General features: G+C 72.5%; 16 protein-coding genes. 9 read left to right on the top strand and 7 right to left on the bottom strand.

Annotation, left to right across the window (positions count from 1 at the left end; all coding sequences use genetic code 11):
- Positions 1 to 14 precede the first annotated feature (14 nt).
- The 4 genes from BN6_RS22475 to BN6_RS22460 all read left to right on the top strand — a co-directional run bounded on the left by BN6_RS22475 (position 15) and on the right by BN6_RS22460 (position 2,268).
- A complete protein-coding gene (locus tag BN6_RS22475) occupies positions 15 to 350 on the top strand; it encodes a cupin domain-containing protein (protein WP_015102035.1) in 336 nt (111 codons plus the stop codon).
- 369 nt (positions 351 to 719) lie between these two features.
- The gene (locus tag BN6_RS22470) at positions 720 to 1,220 is read left to right on the top strand and encodes an RICIN domain-containing protein (RefSeq protein ID WP_015102034.1); all 501 of its coding nucleotides are present in this window, start codon (positions 720 to 722) and stop codon (positions 1,218 to 1,220) included.
- Between the two features lie 17 nt (positions 1,221 to 1,237).
- Positions 1,238 to 1,762 carry an RICIN domain-containing protein gene (locus BN6_RS22465; RefSeq protein WP_015102033.1) on the top strand — a complete coding sequence of 175 codons (525 nt, stop codon included), beginning with the start codon at positions 1,238 to 1,240 and terminating at the stop codon, positions 1,760 to 1,762.
- Positions 1,763 to 1,776: 14 nt separating this feature from the next.
- Complete coding sequence (locus BN6_RS22460; protein ID WP_015102032.1) at positions 1,777 to 2,268, top strand: RICIN domain-containing protein; 492 nt, start codon at positions 1,777 to 1,779, stop codon at positions 2,266 to 2,268.
- A gap of 120 nt (positions 2,269 to 2,388) precedes the next feature.
- Here the strand turns inward: BN6_RS22460 and BN6_RS22455 are convergent, their stop codons facing one another.
- On the bottom strand, positions 2,389 to 3,600 hold the full coding sequence (locus BN6_RS22455) for an epoxide hydrolase family protein (RefSeq protein WP_015102031.1): 1,212 nt from the start codon (positions 3,598 to 3,600) through the stop codon (positions 2,389 to 2,391).
- A gap of 62 nt (positions 3,601 to 3,662) precedes the next feature.
- Here BN6_RS22455 and BN6_RS22450 point away from each other — a divergent pair, with 62 nt between their 5' ends.
- Positions 3,663 to 4,625, top strand: a complete 963-nt coding sequence (locus BN6_RS22450) for a helix-turn-helix transcriptional regulator (protein ID WP_015102030.1) — start codon at positions 3,663 to 3,665, stop codon at positions 4,623 to 4,625.
- 6 nt (positions 4,626 to 4,631) lie between these two features.
- On the opposite strand, the gene BN6_RS22445 is transcribed toward BN6_RS22450, so the two are convergent.
- Complete coding sequence (locus tag BN6_RS22445; protein WP_015102029.1) at positions 4,632 to 5,231, bottom strand: dihydrofolate reductase family protein; 600 nt, start codon at positions 5,229 to 5,231, stop codon at positions 4,632 to 4,634.
- Complete coding sequence (locus BN6_RS22440) at positions 5,228 to 6,043, bottom strand: metalloregulator ArsR/SmtB family transcription factor (protein WP_015102028.1); 816 nt, start codon at positions 6,041 to 6,043, stop codon at positions 5,228 to 5,230. Before BN6_RS22440 ends, BN6_RS22445 begins: the two co-directional genes overlap by 4 nt.
- 656 nt (positions 6,044 to 6,699) lie before the next feature.
- Here BN6_RS22440 and BN6_RS22435 point away from each other — a divergent pair.
- Positions 6,700 to 8,526, top strand: coding sequence for an ABC transporter family substrate-binding protein (locus BN6_RS22435; protein WP_015102026.1), 1,827 nt, complete (start codon positions 6,700 to 6,702; stop codon positions 8,524 to 8,526).
- Between the two features lie 129 nt (positions 8,527 to 8,655).
- On the opposite strand, the gene surE is transcribed toward BN6_RS22435, so the two are convergent.
- Together surE and BN6_RS22425 are read right to left on the bottom strand one after the other, a co-directional pair.
- Positions 8,656 to 9,393, bottom strand: a complete 738-nt coding sequence (surE, locus tag BN6_RS22430) for a 5'/3'-nucleotidase SurE (protein WP_015102025.1) — start codon at positions 9,391 to 9,393, stop codon at positions 8,656 to 8,658.
- Complete coding sequence (locus BN6_RS22425; RefSeq protein WP_084672728.1) at positions 9,390 to 10,301, bottom strand: PfkB family carbohydrate kinase; 912 nt, start codon at positions 10,299 to 10,301, stop codon at positions 9,390 to 9,392. The genes surE and BN6_RS22425 overlap by 4 nt, the downstream gene beginning before the upstream one ends.
- 244 nt (positions 10,302 to 10,545) lie before the next feature.
- On the opposite strand from BN6_RS22425, the gene BN6_RS49710 reads away from it, so the two are divergent.
- Positions 10,546 to 12,180 carry a hypothetical protein gene (locus BN6_RS49710; RefSeq protein WP_015102023.1) on the top strand — a complete coding sequence of 545 codons (1,635 nt, stop codon included), beginning with the start codon at positions 10,546 to 10,548 and terminating at the stop codon, positions 12,178 to 12,180.
- A 185-nt stretch (positions 12,181 to 12,365) separates the two neighbouring features.
- On the opposite strand, the gene BN6_RS22415 is transcribed toward BN6_RS49710, so the two are convergent.
- On the bottom strand, positions 12,366 to 13,076 hold the full coding sequence (locus tag BN6_RS22415) for a Crp/Fnr family transcriptional regulator (RefSeq protein ID WP_015102022.1): 711 nt from the start codon (positions 13,074 to 13,076) through the stop codon (positions 12,366 to 12,368).
- Between the two features lie 301 nt (positions 13,077 to 13,377).
- On the opposite strand from BN6_RS22415, the gene BN6_RS50050 reads away from it, so the two are divergent.
- Entirely contained in the window at positions 13,378 to 13,827 is a 450-nt protein-coding gene (locus BN6_RS50050) for a hypothetical protein (RefSeq protein ID WP_331712588.1), read from the top strand.
- Here BN6_RS50050 and BN6_RS22410 read toward each other — a convergent pair.
- Entirely contained in the window at positions 13,766 to 14,251 is a 486-nt protein-coding gene (locus BN6_RS22410; RefSeq protein WP_041313650.1) for a carboxymuconolactone decarboxylase family protein, read from the bottom strand. The genes BN6_RS50050 and BN6_RS22410 overlap by 62 nt on opposite strands.
- 172 nt (positions 14,252 to 14,423) lie before the next feature.
- On the opposite strand from BN6_RS22410, the gene BN6_RS22405 reads away from it, so the two are divergent.
- On the top strand, positions 14,424 to 15,368 hold the full coding sequence (locus tag BN6_RS22405) for an RNA polymerase sigma-70 factor (protein ID WP_015102019.1): 945 nt from the start codon (positions 14,424 to 14,426) through the stop codon (positions 15,366 to 15,368).
- Positions 15,369 to 15,402 lie beyond the last annotated feature (34 nt).

The raw sequence follows: 15,402 nt of genomic DNA, 5'->3' as shown, positions 1-15,402 counted from the left end.
GGCACGGTGACGGTATGCACCCAGAGATCATCGCCCAAGAGGGCTACACCGCCGTCTCCGTCGACGAATCCCCCGTGCGCGAACTGTTCCCCGGGATCCGGGTCCGTCCACTGTGGACTGGCACGACCGGGGCGCACGCCAACGTGCTGGAGATGGACCCCGGCACGTCGTGGCCGCACCGCGACGTCCACGAACCGGGCCCGGAGGAGGTCTACGTCGTCGCCGGCACGTTCAACGACGGCGCGCGCGACTACCCGGCCGGCACGTTCCTGCACGCCCCCGCCGGCTCGTGGCACGTGCCCTCGACCACGACCGGCTGCACGCTGTTCGTCTTCTACCCGGAGGGCTAGCTCGTCCCTCCACAGTGGACCTGTAGTTCAGTGGTAGATCGGAGAGGATCACGCCAGGTCAGGCCGGCCGTTGAACTGCCACGAGCGGCCGAACCCGTTCTGGGACCTCCAGCCGGTGTGCGGCCGGTGTGCGCCAGGTGTCCGGTGCACGCGTGCCGACCGCTGTAGCGGGACGACCGTCGGTGGCCCCCGCCACCGGCGGTTCTCGCGTGCCCGGCCGACCGCCTGGACCTCGGCCGGGCCGCCCACCTGGGAGGACGGTGCCCGTGCAAGGACCGTGCAAGGTCCGGGTAATGGTCCGCTGGGAGCGTGGATGGGTCCGAACCGCCAGGGGGAAGCGCACCTGGCGCAACGAGGGGATGGACCCAGATGAAGAAGTTCTCCCGCCTGCTGGCGGGGATGTTGTTCGGGTTGTCGGTGCTGGCGGTGTCCGGGGGACAGGCCAACGCGGAGGTGAAGCCGCTCGCGAGCGGGTACGTGCTCCACTCGGCGCACGACAACCGGTGCCTGGACGTCTACGCGGGCGGCGCCGGACCGTGGGTGCAGCTGTGGAACTGCAACGGCCAGGCCAACCAGAAGTTCTACTACGTGCTCTACCCCGAAGGCACCGCCGAGATCCGCACGAATGACTACTGGTGCGTCGACGGTCGCTGGGGCAAGGGCGCGTCGCTGGAGCGCGCGCAGTGCAACGGGAGCATCGGCCAGCGGTGGAGGTTCGACACCGTGCCGGGCAAGCCGGGCCTGCTGGCCAAGAGCGCGCAGTACCCGAACCTGGTGTGGGACGTCTACGGCAGCGGCTCCGGGACCAAGGTGCAGCTGTGGGACTACAACGGCCAGTTGAACCAGTTCTGGAACTTCCAGTCGGTATGAGCGGCGGGGGAGCACGCATGAGGACTTGGCGCTTGTTCGCCGTGGTGGCGGTGGCGCTGGCGGCGCTGGTGTCGTCCACCGGCACGGCCGGGGCGTCACCGCAGGCGGCGGCCGAGCAGTCCGACGTCGGGGTGCTCGCCGGTGACGTGCGGCTGCACTCGCTGTACGACTGGCGGTGCCTGGACGTGTTCGCGGGCGGTGCCGGGCCGTGGGTGCAGCTGTGGAACTGCAACGGTCAGCCCAACCAGACGTTCTTCCGGGTCGAGTACCCGGACGGCACCAGCGAGATCCGGACCAGTGACTACTGGTGCGTCGACGGCCGGTGGGGCGAGGGTTCCTCGTTGGAGCGCGCGCCGTGCACCGGCCACGTGGGCCAGCGGTGGGTCCTGCACGCCAACTCGCTGACCGGTGGGTTCCTCGTCAAGAGCGTCCAGTACCCGAACCTGGTGTGGGACGTCCACGCCCACGGCACGGGCACGAAGGTCCAGCTCTGGAACTACAACGGCGGCCTGAACCAGAGCTGGAAGTTCGAGCGGGTCTGAGGGGAGGATCGCAGATGAGCAAGCTGTTCCGACTGCTCGTGGCGCTGACGGCGGGCCTGGCGGCGCTGGTCGCCGTCGGCGGCACGGCCCACGCCGACGGGAACCGGGTGCTGAGCAGCGTCCTGGACGGGCGGTGCCTGGACGTCTACGCGGGCGGTGCCGGCCCGTGGGTGCAGGTCTGGGGGTGCAACGGCCAGCCGAACCAGAAGTTCTTCCTGGTCCTGTACCACGACACGGAGACCTACGAGATCCGGACCAGTGACTACTGGTGCGTCGACGGCCGGTGGGGCAAGGGCGCTTCGCTGGAGCGCGCGCAGTGCACCGGGCACCCGGGCCAGCGCTGGCAGCTCGACCTGGCCTCGCCGGGCTACGTGGTCAAGAGCGTCCAGTACCCAGGCTTGGTGTGGGACGTCCACGGCTTCGGCTCCGGCACCAAGGTCCAGCTCTGGGACCGGCAGTACAGCGGCGAGCGGCGCCACCAGTCCTGGTACATCACCAACGTGTAGCGCGGCACACCCGGCACGACGACCGCCGGTGGCACCTCGCCACCGGCGGTTCCGCGCGGACCTCACCGGGTCGGCGGTGGCGCCCGCGGGATCGGCACCGCGATCCCGCGGGCGCGCACGTCAGCGCACCTTCCGGAAGAACACCCGCACGTCCTCGACCAGCGTCGCGGGGGCCTCCAGGGACAGGAAGTGCCCGCCGTGGTCGAGTTCGGTCCAGTGCACGATGTCGTGATCGCGCTCGGCCCAGCGCCGCACGGTGACGTCGTGCGCGGACACCAGCACACCGGTGGGCACCCCGGACCGCGCCGCGCCGGCCCACTCGCCGGCCTCGCCGGTCCAGTCCGTCGCGCCGCCGGCCTCGCCGGACCAGTCGCCCGTCGTGCCGGTCCAGTCGTTCGCGGAGATCTCCTCGTAGTAGATCTGGGCCGAGGAGCCCGCCGTGCCGGTGAACCAGTACAGCGAGATGGTCGCCAGCATCCGGTCGCGGTCCACGCTCTGCTCCGGCAGGCCGTCCTCCGGCATGGTCAGCTCCTTGTACTTCTCCACGATCCACGCGAGCTGCCCGACCGGCGAGTCGTGCAGGCCGTAGGCGACCGTCTGCGGGCGCTTGGAGTTGCACTGGAGGTAGCCGTCGTTGAACGTCTGCATCGAGTCCCACCGGCGCTGGTCGGCCTCGGACAGGTCGTCCAGTTCGCCCTCGACGCCGACCGGGAACGAGATCATCGCGTTGACGTGCACGCCGAGCACGTGCTCCGGGGCCTGCTTGCCGATCTGCGGCGCGACCCACGAGCCGGTGTCGTAGCCCTGCACGCCGTAGCGGTCGTACCCGAGGCCCGCCATCAGCCGGGCGAGCAGCCCGCCGATCTTCTCGGCGTTCATGCCCGGCCCGGCCAGCGGCGTGGAGAAGCCGAAGCCGGGCAGCGACGGGATCACCAGGTGGAAGGCGTCGGCCGGGTCGCCGCCGTGCGCCGCCGGGTCCGACAGCGGCCCGATCACGTCGAGGAAGTCGGTCACCGCGCCCGGCCAGCCGTGCAGCAGGACCAGCGGGGTGGCCCCGGCCTCGGGCGAGCGCACGTGCAGGAAGTGCAGGCGCTGGCCGTCGATCTCGGTGGTGAACTGCGGGTGCGCGTTGAGCGCGGCCTCCTGCGCGCGCCAGTCGAAGCCGGTCCGCCAGTAGTCCGCGAGCTCCCGCAGGTAGTCGACCGGCACGCCCCGGCTCCAGCCGACCCCGGGCAGCTCGGTGGGCCACCGGGTCGCGGCCAGGCGGGTGGCCAGGTCGTCGAGGTCGGCCTGCGCGATGTCGACGGAGAAGGGGCGGATGTCCTGTGTCATGCCGACCACGCTAGGAGCCGGTTAGGTCAGCTCCGGTCCTAAGCGTCGGGCACGATGGACCCGTGCTGGAAACCTCCGCCCGCCTGCTGAAACTCCTGTCGCTGCTCCAGGCGCACCGTGACTGGTCGGGCACCGACCTGGCCGAACGCCTCGGCGTCACGGCGCGGACCGTGCGCCGGGACGTGGAACGCCTGCGCGAACTCGGCTACCCGGTGCACGCCCTGCAAGGCGCGCCCGGCTACCGGCTGGGCGCGGGAGCGGCCCTGCCGCCGCTGCTGCTGGACGACGACGAGGCAGTGGCGGTGGCCGTCGGGCTGCGCACCGCCACGAGCAGTTCCGTCGCGGGCATCGAGGAGACGGCGCTGCGCGCGCTCACCAAGCTGGAACAGGTGCTGCCCTCCCGGCTGCGCCACCGGGTGAACACCGTGCAGACCGCGACCGTGCGGGCCGGGGTCGCACCGGGCCCCCAAGTCTCCGCCGACACCCTGATGACCATCGCCGACGCCTGCCGACGCCACGAACGGCTCCGGTTCGACTACACCGGCCCGCGCGGCGGGGCGTCCCGTCGGAACGCGGAGCCGTACAGCCTGGTCAACTTCGGCCGGCACTGGTACCTGGTCGCGTTCGACGTCGACCGCGACGACTGGCGCACCTTTCGGGTGGACCGGCTCGACCCGCGCCCGCCCGCCGGCCCCCGGTTCACCCCGCGCGACCTGCCCTACGACGACGTGGCGGCCTACCTGGCGGACCGGCTCTCGGCGCGCGCCTGGGCGTGCCAGGCCACCGTGCGCCTGCACGAGCCGGCCGACGCCGTGGCGGGTCGGGTGTGGCCGGGGATGGGCGCGGTCGAAGCCGTCGACTCGACCTCCTGCCTGCTGCACCTCGGCGCCGAGACGGCTACCGACCTGGTGTGGATGATCACCTCGGTGCAGGCGGACTTCACCCTGGTCAGCGGCCCGCCCGAACTGGCAGGCGCGTTCCGGCGGCAGGCGCGGCGCTGCCTCGACGCGCTCGGCGAGCGCTGACGGGCGTCAGCGCGCCCGGTCGTAGACCATCGCGGTCTCGCCCGACGTGCCGGTCTCGTGGTGGGCGAGCACCCACTTCGAGGCCGGCAGGCCGTCGTCGAACAGGCGCTGCCCGCCGCCGGCGATCTCGGGGCAGACCATCAGGTACAGCCGGTCGAGCAGGTCGGCGGCGAGCAGCGCCTTGATGACGCTCGGGCTGCTGTTGACCAGGATGTCGCCGCCGTCGGTGGCCTTGAGGGCGGCCACGACCTCGGCGGCCGGGGCGTTCACCACCCGGGTGCGGTCCCACGGGGCTTCGGTCAGGGTGGTGGAGAAGACCACCTTCTCCACGTCCACCAACCACTTCGCGTAGCCGCGATCACGGGGGTCGGCGTTCTGGTCGGCGGCGACCGTCGGCCAGTAGCCCAGGAAGCCCTCGGCGTTGCGCCTGCCGAGCACGGCGGTCGTCGCGGTCTCCCAGATGCGGGTCAAGTGCTCCCGGGCGACCTCGGTGGTCGCGTACGGGACGATCGCACCGAGGTCGCCGGGCCCGCCGGGGCCGTTGTAGCGCCCGTCGAGGGTGAGGCCGAGGTTGGCGGTCACCCGGCGGCTGGTCGTGTCGCTCATGGTCGTGGTTCCTTCGGGGTGTGGGTGGTGACGGCGGCGGCGAGGTGGTCCAGCACCTGGCCCCAGCCGGTGCCGATGCCGGCGATGTGGGGGACGGCCTCGACGGTGGTCCCGGTGATGCGCAGGTCGAGCCGCAGCCGGGTGCCGTCCGGGGCGTCGGTGAGCGTCAGGTCGTAGTGGCCGGTGAACGAGACCGCTCCGGCGGCGTCGAGCACCGAGAGGTCGAAGTCGAGGTGCTCGCCACGCCGCGCGGCGTGGACGGTGCCCTCGGAGCGGTACCGCCCCTCGGCGTCGCGGTACTCCAGGACGGCGCGCCCACCGGCCCGCGGTTCGAGGGCGCAGTCGGTGACGGTCATCGACGGCGGGGCCCACCAGGACGCGAGCAGGTCCGGCTCGACCCAGTGCCGCCACACGACGTCACGTGCGGCGGCCAGCACGCGCTCGAACGTGAACGCGCGGCCGTCCGCCCACCGGTCCCGGTCCGCGAGCGCGGACTCGGCCTCGATGGCGGCTCGGTACCGCGCGACCACGTCGCGTTCGCCCGCGTGCGCCGCCGCGGTCGCGACCAGGTCCCGCACCCGGCCGGCCAGCGCCGCCAGGGGCTCGGGTTCGAGCGCGTAGACGCGGCGCTGCCCGAGCGGGTGCACGGTGACGAGTCCGGCGCGGGCGAGGGTCTGGAGGTGCTTGGTGGTCTGCGGCTGGCGTGCGCCGGTCAACTCGGCCAGTTCGCCGACCGACCGGGGCCGCTCGGCCAGCAGTTCCACGATGCGCCACCGCGCCGAGTCCCCGAGTGCTGAGGCGATCCGTTCCACGGGCCGAAGTATTCACCCACCAGAATATTCGTGTCAAGGAATATCTTCCGAGCACCACCTTGGTCCCGGTGCGCCTGCCGGGTCGGAGCGAGGGCGCGTCGCCGGGCTGGGCGGTCGCGCCAGGGGAGGCCGTTCGGGGGTGGGGGTGGTCGGCCCGGTCGGAGGAGATCGCGCGGCGCATTATTCGGGTGACTGGCCGCAGCCTTCGTGATAAGGCGGGGAAACGGCCGGGGAAGTGCGGTGAAGTTAATGTGTACGCCTTTGGTGTGGGAAATCACATTCGGGGTCGCCCGGCAGTGGTCAATTCCTAGCGACAGGCGACGGACGGTGACGTGACGGATACGCGGGGGTCGGCAGGGTACCGGCTCCGGGGCGACCCCGCACGTTGTCCGGGATCGGCCGGGAATGTCCGAACATCGCCGCCTGACAGTTGTCTCCAAGGTGCCGTGGACTGGCCCCGGAACCCGATCCCACCTGCGGAAACGCTTCTCTGCGCGGGGTCGGCCTTGTCCGCCGGACGAAGGGTGGGCATCGCTGTCGAATGCGTCACAGCGACGCGGTGCTAAGGTCATCTCGTTTGTGTATGCAGTGTTCGTGGCCGACTTGCGGCAATTCGACCGATTGTGTCGGAGTCGGCACGGGGAGGGTGCAGATCAATGAGGCGATCAAGGGCGGTGCCGGCGCTCGCGCTGCTCGCGAGTGCGACGTTGCTGCTGGGGGCGTGTGGCGGCGGCACCGACGGTGCCGGCGACCAGGGCCCGTTGCAGAACGCGGACCCGGGCAAGATCGGTGGCCAGGACGAGCTGTTCAAGCGTCCCAAGGTGGACGACATCGGCGAGATCGCGGTCGCCATCGAGGAGAACTTCCACAACTACAACAACAACCTCGGCGCGACGAACAACTTCTCCAGCACCATCGCGCTGTCGAACGTGCAGCCTTCGCCGTACCTGGTGGACCTGGTCGACGGCAAGTTCGTCATCAAGGTCGACGGCGACCTGATGGAGTCGATCAAGGTCACCTCGAGCGACCCCCAGGTCATCGAGTGGAAGGTGAACAAGGCGGCGGTGTGGTCGGACGGGAAGCCGATCGACTGCGGTGACTTCCACCTGAAGTGGCTGGCGGCCACGAGCAAGGCCACCACGAAGGGCGAGGACGGCTCCGAGGCCTCGATCTTCGACACCTCGCCCACGGGCTACGAGAACATCGAGAAGCTCGAGTGCTCGGACGAGGGCAAGACGATCACGACCTCGTTCTTCAAGGACAAGCCGTTCGCGGACTACCGCGCGCTGTTCTCCCAGGTCGGTAGCGACGGCCTGCTGCCGTCGCACGTGCTGGAGGACAAGACCGGCGTCGCGGACATCACCAAGGTGCTGCCGTCCCAGAACGACGACACGGTCAAGAAGGTCGCCGAGTTCTACACCACGGGCTGGCTGGGCTTCAAGGCCGACGTGGCGCTGTCCGGCGGCCCGTACCTGATCGAGTCCTCGGACCTGAAGGACCAGACGGTCCTCGTGCGCAACCCGAAGTGGTGGGGCGAGAAGCCCTCCGCCTCCAAGGTCGTGCTCAAGACCAACTCGGACCCGCAGTCCGCGGCCCAGCAGTTGCAGAACAAGGAAGTCGTGGCGATCGCGCCGCAGGCGGAGCCGGCCGTGGCCCAGCAGCTGCGCGGCGACAGTGCTTACGAGGTCTACGCGGCCGGTGGCCAGACCTACGAGCACGTCGACTTCAACATGGACCGGCCGCTGTTCAAGAACAACAAGGAACTGCGCCTGGCCATCGCCCAGTGCTTCGACCGCGAGGACCTGGTCGACAAGCTGATCAAGGACGTGGACCAGAACGCCAAGCCGCTGGGCTCGTTCGTGTTCATGCCGAACGAGGTCGGCTACGAGGACCACTACTCCGACGTCGGCAACGGTGACGTGGCCGCCTCGAAGAAGACGCTGGAGGACGCCGGCTGGAAGCAGGGCGGCGACGGCATCTTCGCCAAGGGCGAGTACCGGGCGTCGTTCAAGCTCGGCCACAAGACCGTGCAGCGCCGTGCCGACACCGTCCGGATCCTTCAGGACAAGTGCCGCCAGGCCGGTATCGAGATCATCGACGACCAGGCCGCCGACTTCAACGACAAGCGCCTCCCGGCGTCCGAGTTCGACGCCGCGCTGTTCGCGTGGGTCGGCCAGCCGCTGAAGGCCGGTGCGTACGGCAACTACGCCCAGAAGTCCAAGGGCGGCACGGGCAACTACAACAACTACGACTCGGCCGTCGTGACCGAGAAGTGGAAGGCCGCGAACGGCGAGCTGGACTACCAGAAGCGCACCCAGATGATGAACGACATCGACAAGGAGATGCGCAACGACCTGCACAGCGTCCCGCTGTTCCAGCTGACCGACTTCTCGGCCAGCTCGGCTGACATCTCCCCGATCTCCTACGTGGGGCTCGGTGGCGGCATCACCTGGAACCTGTACGCCTGGCAGCGCAAGAAGTAGCACCGGACCCCGGCCCCGTGCGCGGGGCCCGCCCGGCCCGACCGCTCTCCCGGTCGGGCCGGTCACATTTCGGGCCGTTCGCAGTTCCGGACTGGTCACACGTCCGGGCCGTTCGCGCTTTCGGGCGGGTCACACGTCCAGGTCCGGGTCCTCGGTCACCGACCGCAGCGGGGTCAGCGTCGGGTGGCCCTCGGCGAGCACGGCCGCGTCGCTGCCCGGCGGCAGTTCGCCCTCCACGACCACCGACGTGAGCGTGATCGAGCCGTCGTCGGCCTCCTTGACCCGGCTGCGGACCATGCCGAACTCCGCCAGCGACGCCCGTCGCGGCGGTCCGACCGCCGGCCGGTTGGGCACGTTGAGGTTGAGCGTCGTGCCGGCCGGCAGGGCGGCCAGCCGGTCGAACAGGCCGGCGGCCACCGCGACCGCGGTCGCCCAGTGCTCCACCTGCGGCTCCAGCCCGACGTCGAGCGAGACGGCCAGCGAGCGCGCGCCGTTGAGCGACGCGGTCAGGGCCGCGCCGACGGTGCCGGAGTGCAGCACCGCCCGGCCGACGTTCGCGCCCCGGTTCACGCCGGAGAGCACGACGTCCGGCGCGCCGCCGAACGCGCCCTGCGCGGCCACCAGCGCGATGAAGGCGGGGTGCGCCGCCACCGCGTAGGCCGGCACGTCCGGCAGCCCGGCCAGTTCGCGCCGCTCGACCGCCACCCGCCGCTCGTCCTCGGCCGCGGTCAGGCCCGCGCTGGTGCCGCTGGACTCGCGCGCGGGCGCGGCCACGACCGTCGTCCAGCCGTGCTCCAGCGCCGCGCGGGCCAGAGCGGCCAGGCCCGCCGAGCCGATGCCGTCGTCGTTGGTGATCAGCGCTCTCACGTGTTGTCCTCCCACCGCTCCAGTTTCACCCGGCCGGCCAGTTCCCGCACCACCTCGCCGCTGCCCGAGCCCAGGCCGTGCCGCATCACGTTGACCGCGCCCGCCGCCGCGCCGAGCTTGAGCGCGTCCTCCATCGACAGGCCCTCGGCCAGCCCGGCGGCCAGGCCCGCGGTCATCGAGTCGCCGCCACCTCGGGTGTCCACAGTGGACATCCGGGGTGGTTCTACCAGGACGAAACCGTCGTCGTACATGGCCAGCGTCTCCGCCGCGGCCCGGGACACCACGACCGCGCGGACCCCCTGCTCGGCCATCCGGCGGCACGCCCTCGCCAAATCGGGCAGCGCGTCGGAGTCGGCCAGCCCGTCGGACACCAGTTCCTCGTGGCTGACCTTGACCACCGTCGGGCCGCCGGCCAGCGCGGCGGCCAGCCGTCCGCCGGACAGGTCGACCACCACCTGGCAGCCGTTGTCGCGCAGGTCGCGGGTCAGCCGCTCGTAGACCGAGTCCGGCACCGGCTCGTCGTCGGCGGCGGGTCCGCTGAGCACGGCGACGCCCGCGCGCAGCCCTTCGACCAGGGTCATCTCGTACAGGTCGTCCAGCTCGTGCCGGGACAGCGCGTCGGCCGGCATCGCCACGACCGGGTCGCGCGCGCCGTCGCGGCGGTCGTGCACGTAGGCCCCGTTGCGCGCGGTGACCTCGCGCGAGACGAGGTCCACGCCGACGAGGTGGCGCAGCACCTGCCCGGTCTCGCCGCCGAGGGCCGCGCACAGCACGACGTCCACGCCCAGCGACTTGATCATCCGGGACTGCCACACCCCCTGCCCGCCCGCGTGCACGTGGATGTCCGGCTTGTCGTCCAGCACCTCGACCGTCACCGTCAACTGCGGAGACGGTGCGAACACCGCCACTCTCCCTGTCGCCATGGGCTCCTTTACCCGTTTTGCCCGCTTTACACCCCTTCGGTGCCGAACGTGCCGGGCGTCGGGTCCTCCCGTCGCGGGCCACCGTACCGACGTCCACAGTGGACCGCGATCCGTGCAACCTGGAATACGGTCGAATGTCCGGTGGTGCAACGGGGTTCGGCCGTTCCGTGGATTCCCCGGCCGCGCGCGACGGGCAAGGCTCGGGGGGACGTGGAAGAGGGGAGCGGCCATGATCACACGGATCTCGGGTGTCGTCGTGCTCGTCGCGGGGTTCGGCCTGGTCGACGTTCCCGCGTCGGCCTCGGTCGCGGTCCCGTGCGACACGGCCGCGTTGGTCGAGGCGGTGACGGAGCTGGGCGGCCAACTCGCGCTGGCCCCGGGCTGCACCTACACGCTCGCCAGACCGATCGGGGACAACGGCTTCCCGGTGATCACCGAGTCGCTCACGCTCACCGGCCGCGACACCACGATCAGGCGCGACCCGCGCGCGCCCCGGTTCCGGATCTTCCAGGTGGCGCAGGGGGGCTCGTTGACCCTCGACGGGATCACGGTGACCGGTGGGCACACCACCGACGCGGCCGCGCCCGGCGGGTCGGGCGGCTCCGGCGGGGCGATCGACAACGCCGGTCAGGTGCTGCTCGCCCGGTCGACGCTGGTGGGCAACCGGACCGGTGACGGCGCGCCCGCCGCGCCCGTGCCCGCCGGCGCGGCGGGTGGTTCCGGTGGTTCCGGCGGCGCGGTGGCCAACACCGGCACGCTGGTCGTGCGGCAGTCCGTGCTCAAGGACAACACCACCGGCAGGGGCGCGCGAGGTGCCGACGGCGGCGCGGCCCCGGCGGCGGGCGCGGACGGCGGCGAGGGCGGCGACGGCGGCAGTGGCGGGCACGGCGGCGCGATCGTCAGCAGCGGCTCCCTCACCGTGGTCGGCAGCACCCTCGAAGGCAACCGCACGGGCCGGGGCGGGGCGGGTGCGCACGGCGCGCCGGGCGGCGCTTCGACCACCGGGACGGGCGGGCGCGGCGGGAAGATGGGCTTCGGCGGTCCGGGCGGTGACGCCGGCGCGATCGACAGCAGCGGCGTGCTCACCGTCGTCGACACCGTCGTCACCCGCAACGGCACCGGGGACGGCGGGCCGTCGGGTGACGCGGGCGCGGGTGGGCGCGGCGTCGCGGGCGGTGCCGGCGGCGGCATCTGGGGCGGCCGGGAGTCCCGGGCCGGCGGTCAGGGCGGTCGGGGCGGCGGCATCGTGGCGCGCTCGAACGGCCCGGTCACCCTGGACCGGGTCGTCGTCGTGGACAACCGCACCGGCGACGGCGGCGCGGGCGGGCGCGGCGGTGACGGCGGCGCGGGTGGGCGCGGCGGTGACGGCGGCGCGGGTGGGCGCGGCGGCGCGCCGGACGGCCTGGCCGGCAGCGGCGCGGTCGGCGGTGCCAGTGGCGACGGCGGCGGCATCGCGCTGGGCCAGGGACCGGCGAACCCGGTGGTGTGGATCGCGGGCGGCCGGATCGCCGGCAACCGCACCGGCCACGGCGCGGACGGCGGCGCGAGCGGGCGCGGCGGCTCGGACCTGCGGCTCGGCCACGGCGGCGCGGGTGGGCGCAGCGGCGAGGGCGCGGGCGTCCACGTGGACCGCAAGCGCAGCGCGCACCTGGAAGGCGTGGTGGTCACGGGCAACGCCACCGGCGAGGGCGGCAAGGGCGCACCGAGCCGGGCGACCGGGGGCCACGGCGGCGACCCCGGGAACCGCGGGACCGGCGGCGGCGTCGGCGCGACCTGGTACGTCCCCGACCCGCCGTCGATCGAACTGGTGGACAACCGGATCAGCGGGAACCAGCCCGACCAGTGCGACTTCGTCGCCTGCTGACCCCGCGACCCGCCCCAGGACTGCCCGACCAGGACCAGCCGGTCCGCGTCCCGGATCGCTGCCTGGTCGGCCACCTGGCGGGCGACGGTGCGGCCGGTGACGTCGGCCGTCCGGGTGGACCGGCCGGACGGCGCGTTCCGCACCGAGGACGTGCTCGGCCGGCGACGTCGGGGCGGCCCGTGTGCTCACTCGCCGTCGTCGTCGGGCGCCTGCTGGTGGCCCGCGGCGATGGTGCGCAGCCGGGCGAGGTCGGGGACCAGGACGATGCGGCGCGCGCTGGCCCGCACCGCGCCGCAGTCGCGCAGGTCGCTGAACGCCTTCTCGGCGGTGCGCGGCTTCATGCCGGCGATCGAGGCCAGCTCGATGTTGGTCAGCGGGAGGTCCAGCGTCCAGCCGCCGTCGGCGGTCCGCCGGCCGTGCCGGGTGACCAGGTGCACCAGCACCCGGGCGATCCGGGTCGACGCCTGGTGCGGCATGGCCCGGCGCAGGTCGTTGGACCAGCGGAGGTGGTCGACGCTCGCCCTGGCCAGCTCGGCCAGCACCCCGCGGTGCCGGTCGAGCAGGTCCAGCAGCTGGTGCTGCGGGATCAGCCGGGCGGTGACCGCGCCGCACGCCGTCACCGTCGCCGAGCGCGGTTTGCCGTCCAGCGCCGCCATCTCGCCGACCAGGTCGCCGGCGGAGCGCACCGCGAGCAGCGTCGGCCCGCCCTCCACCCCGGTCGCCCACACCGTGACCGCGCCGGTGAGCAGGAGCGCGGCGTGGCCGTCCTCCGCGCCCTCGCGGAACACCGTGTCGCCGGGCCCCCAGGCGACCGGGTCGCCGAGGGCGAGCAGCGCGGACGCCGTGACCTCCGACAGCCGACCCAGCAAGCCGCGATCCGGCCGCTCACTCTCCACGTCCCCGCCCCCTGCGCACTCCGCCTGCCGTGTGGCACCCGTTACGGACCATTCCACCACTCGGCGGAGCCTTAGTCGCCCCGATGTCCGAGATCTCCGGGTTCGCCGGCCCGACGGCACGTCGTGAAGGCCACCGGACCGGACCGTGTGCGGTCGTGCTGGACGCCTCGGACGTGCACTGGCACCGTCGGACGACGTCGTGCTCGTCCCGGTCACGGCCACCGCCCCGCCCCGGAGAGCACGACCCCGAAGCCATGTCCGACCTGTGCTTCCTGCCCGCCGGGAGGTGTCGGCCCGGGAGGTGCTCGATGCCCACCTGGACCGGGTCGAGCGGGTGAACCCGGCGGTGAACGCGATCGTAACCCTGGCCGTCGAGCACGCCCGGCGGCCTGCCCGTCGTGCACAAGGACTCGACCGCTCGCTGCGCAACGCGGCGCACGGTGCCGGACGCGGCGCTGCTGATGCGGGTGCTCAGCCCGCCCGACCCGCGCCACCCGCTGTCGTCGGCGGGGTCACCGTGGTCAGCCAGGTGCCGCCGTTCGACGTGCGGCTGCCGTACCCGCCGGAGGTCGCGGGCGTGCCGAGCGGGACCTACCTGGACTGGATGCGCTCGTGCTGGTCGATCTCCGCGACCGGCCTGCCCGCCGCCTCGGTGCGGTTCGGGTTCACCGCCGACGGCCCGCCGCGGGTCACTTCGCCATCGCGGCGAACATGCCGGGCTCGTACGAACCCGCCGGGCTGCGCACGATGACGTTGATCCGGTTGGCCGCGTTGATCAGCGCGACCAGCGAGATCAGCGCGGCGACCTGCTCGTCGTCGAAGTGCTCGCGCACCTTCGCCCAGGTCTCGTCCGACACGCCGTGGTGGGTGTCGGCGAGCCGGGTGCCCTCCTCGGCGAGCGCCAGCGCGGCCCGCTCGGGCTCGGTGAACACGGTGGCCTCGCGCCACACGGCGATCAGGTTCAGCCGGACCGCGGCCTCCCCGGCGGCGGTGGCCTCCTTGGTGTGCATGTCGGTGCAGAAGCCGCAGCCGTTGATCTGGCTGGCCCGGATCTTGACCAGCTCCTGGGTCTGCTTGGGCAGCGTCGACTGCTCGATCACCAGACCCGCGCCGATGAACCGCTTGGCGAACTTGGCGGCGACCTCGTTGTCGAACAAGTTGATCCGGGCTTCCATGGCGTCGTCCTCACTCGTGGTGTCGCGTGCTTGACGACCACCAGATGCCGGCCGCACCGGTCCTGTGACAGGTGCGGGCGCGTGACGCACACCACCGCGCCCGGGTGTCACAGAACGGCGGTGGCCGGTGTCTGGTGGGAGTCTCGGATCGCGAGTGGAGAGGGGGCCGCCCATGTCCGGCAGGTCGAACGGCACACCCGACGAGCGCGCGCAGGGCGATCGCGTGCGCGACGATCGTCCGGACCGTGCTACTGCGGTGTTCCTGGCCCACCGCAACCTGCTGTTCACGGTGGCCTACGAGATGCTCGGCTCGGCCGCCGACGCGGAGGACGTCCTCCAGGAGACCTGGCTGCGGTGGGTCGGCGTCGACCTCGACACCGTGCGGGAGCAACGCGCCTACCTGGTCCGGATCACCACCCGCCAGGCACTGGGCCGGCTGCGGACGATGGGCCGGCGCAAGGAGTCCTACGTCGGCTCGTGGCTGCCCGAGCCGCTGCTGACCGCGCCCGACGTCGCCGACGACGTCGAACTGGCCGACAGCGTCTCGATGGCGATGCTGCTGGTGCTGGAGACGCTCGCGCCGACCGAACGCGCGGTGTTCGTGCTGCGCGAGGTGTTCGACCTGGGCTACGACGAGATCGCGGCGGCGGTGGACAAGACCCCCGCCGCCGTCCGCCAGGTCGCGCACCGGGCGCGGGCGCACGTCGCCGCGCGCCGGCCGCGCGGGTCGGTCTCCCCGGCCGAGACCCGGGACGCGCTCGCGGCGTTCCAGCACGCCATCGAGACCGGCGACCTGAAGGGGCTGCTCGACCTGCTCGCGCCGGACGTCGTCCTGGTGGGCGACGGCGGCGGCGTCAAGCAGGCCGTGCCGCGGCCGGTCGTGGGCGCGGACAAGGTGTCCCGCCTGCTCGCCGGCGGGCTGCGCAAGGTCCCCGCCCCGCTGTCGCTGTGGCCGGCGCAGGTCAACGGGCACCCGGCGCTGGTGCTGCGGATCGACGGCGAACTCGACACCGTGCTGGCGGTGCGCATCGATGACGGCCTGGTCACCGGGATCTACGCCGTGCGCAACCCGGAGAAGCTGTCCCGGATGGAGCAGGAGACGGCCCTGCACCGCTGACACCCGCGGTCGACCGTCCATGGTGGATCGACGG

This window comes from Saccharothrix espanaensis DSM 44229 (assembly GCF_000328705.1).
Lineage (GTDB): Bacteria > Actinomycetota > Actinomycetes > Mycobacteriales > Pseudonocardiaceae > Actinosynnema > Actinosynnema espanaense.
Note: the sequence above shows the minus strand (reverse complement) of the source record. Positions and strands in the feature narration are given on the sequence as shown.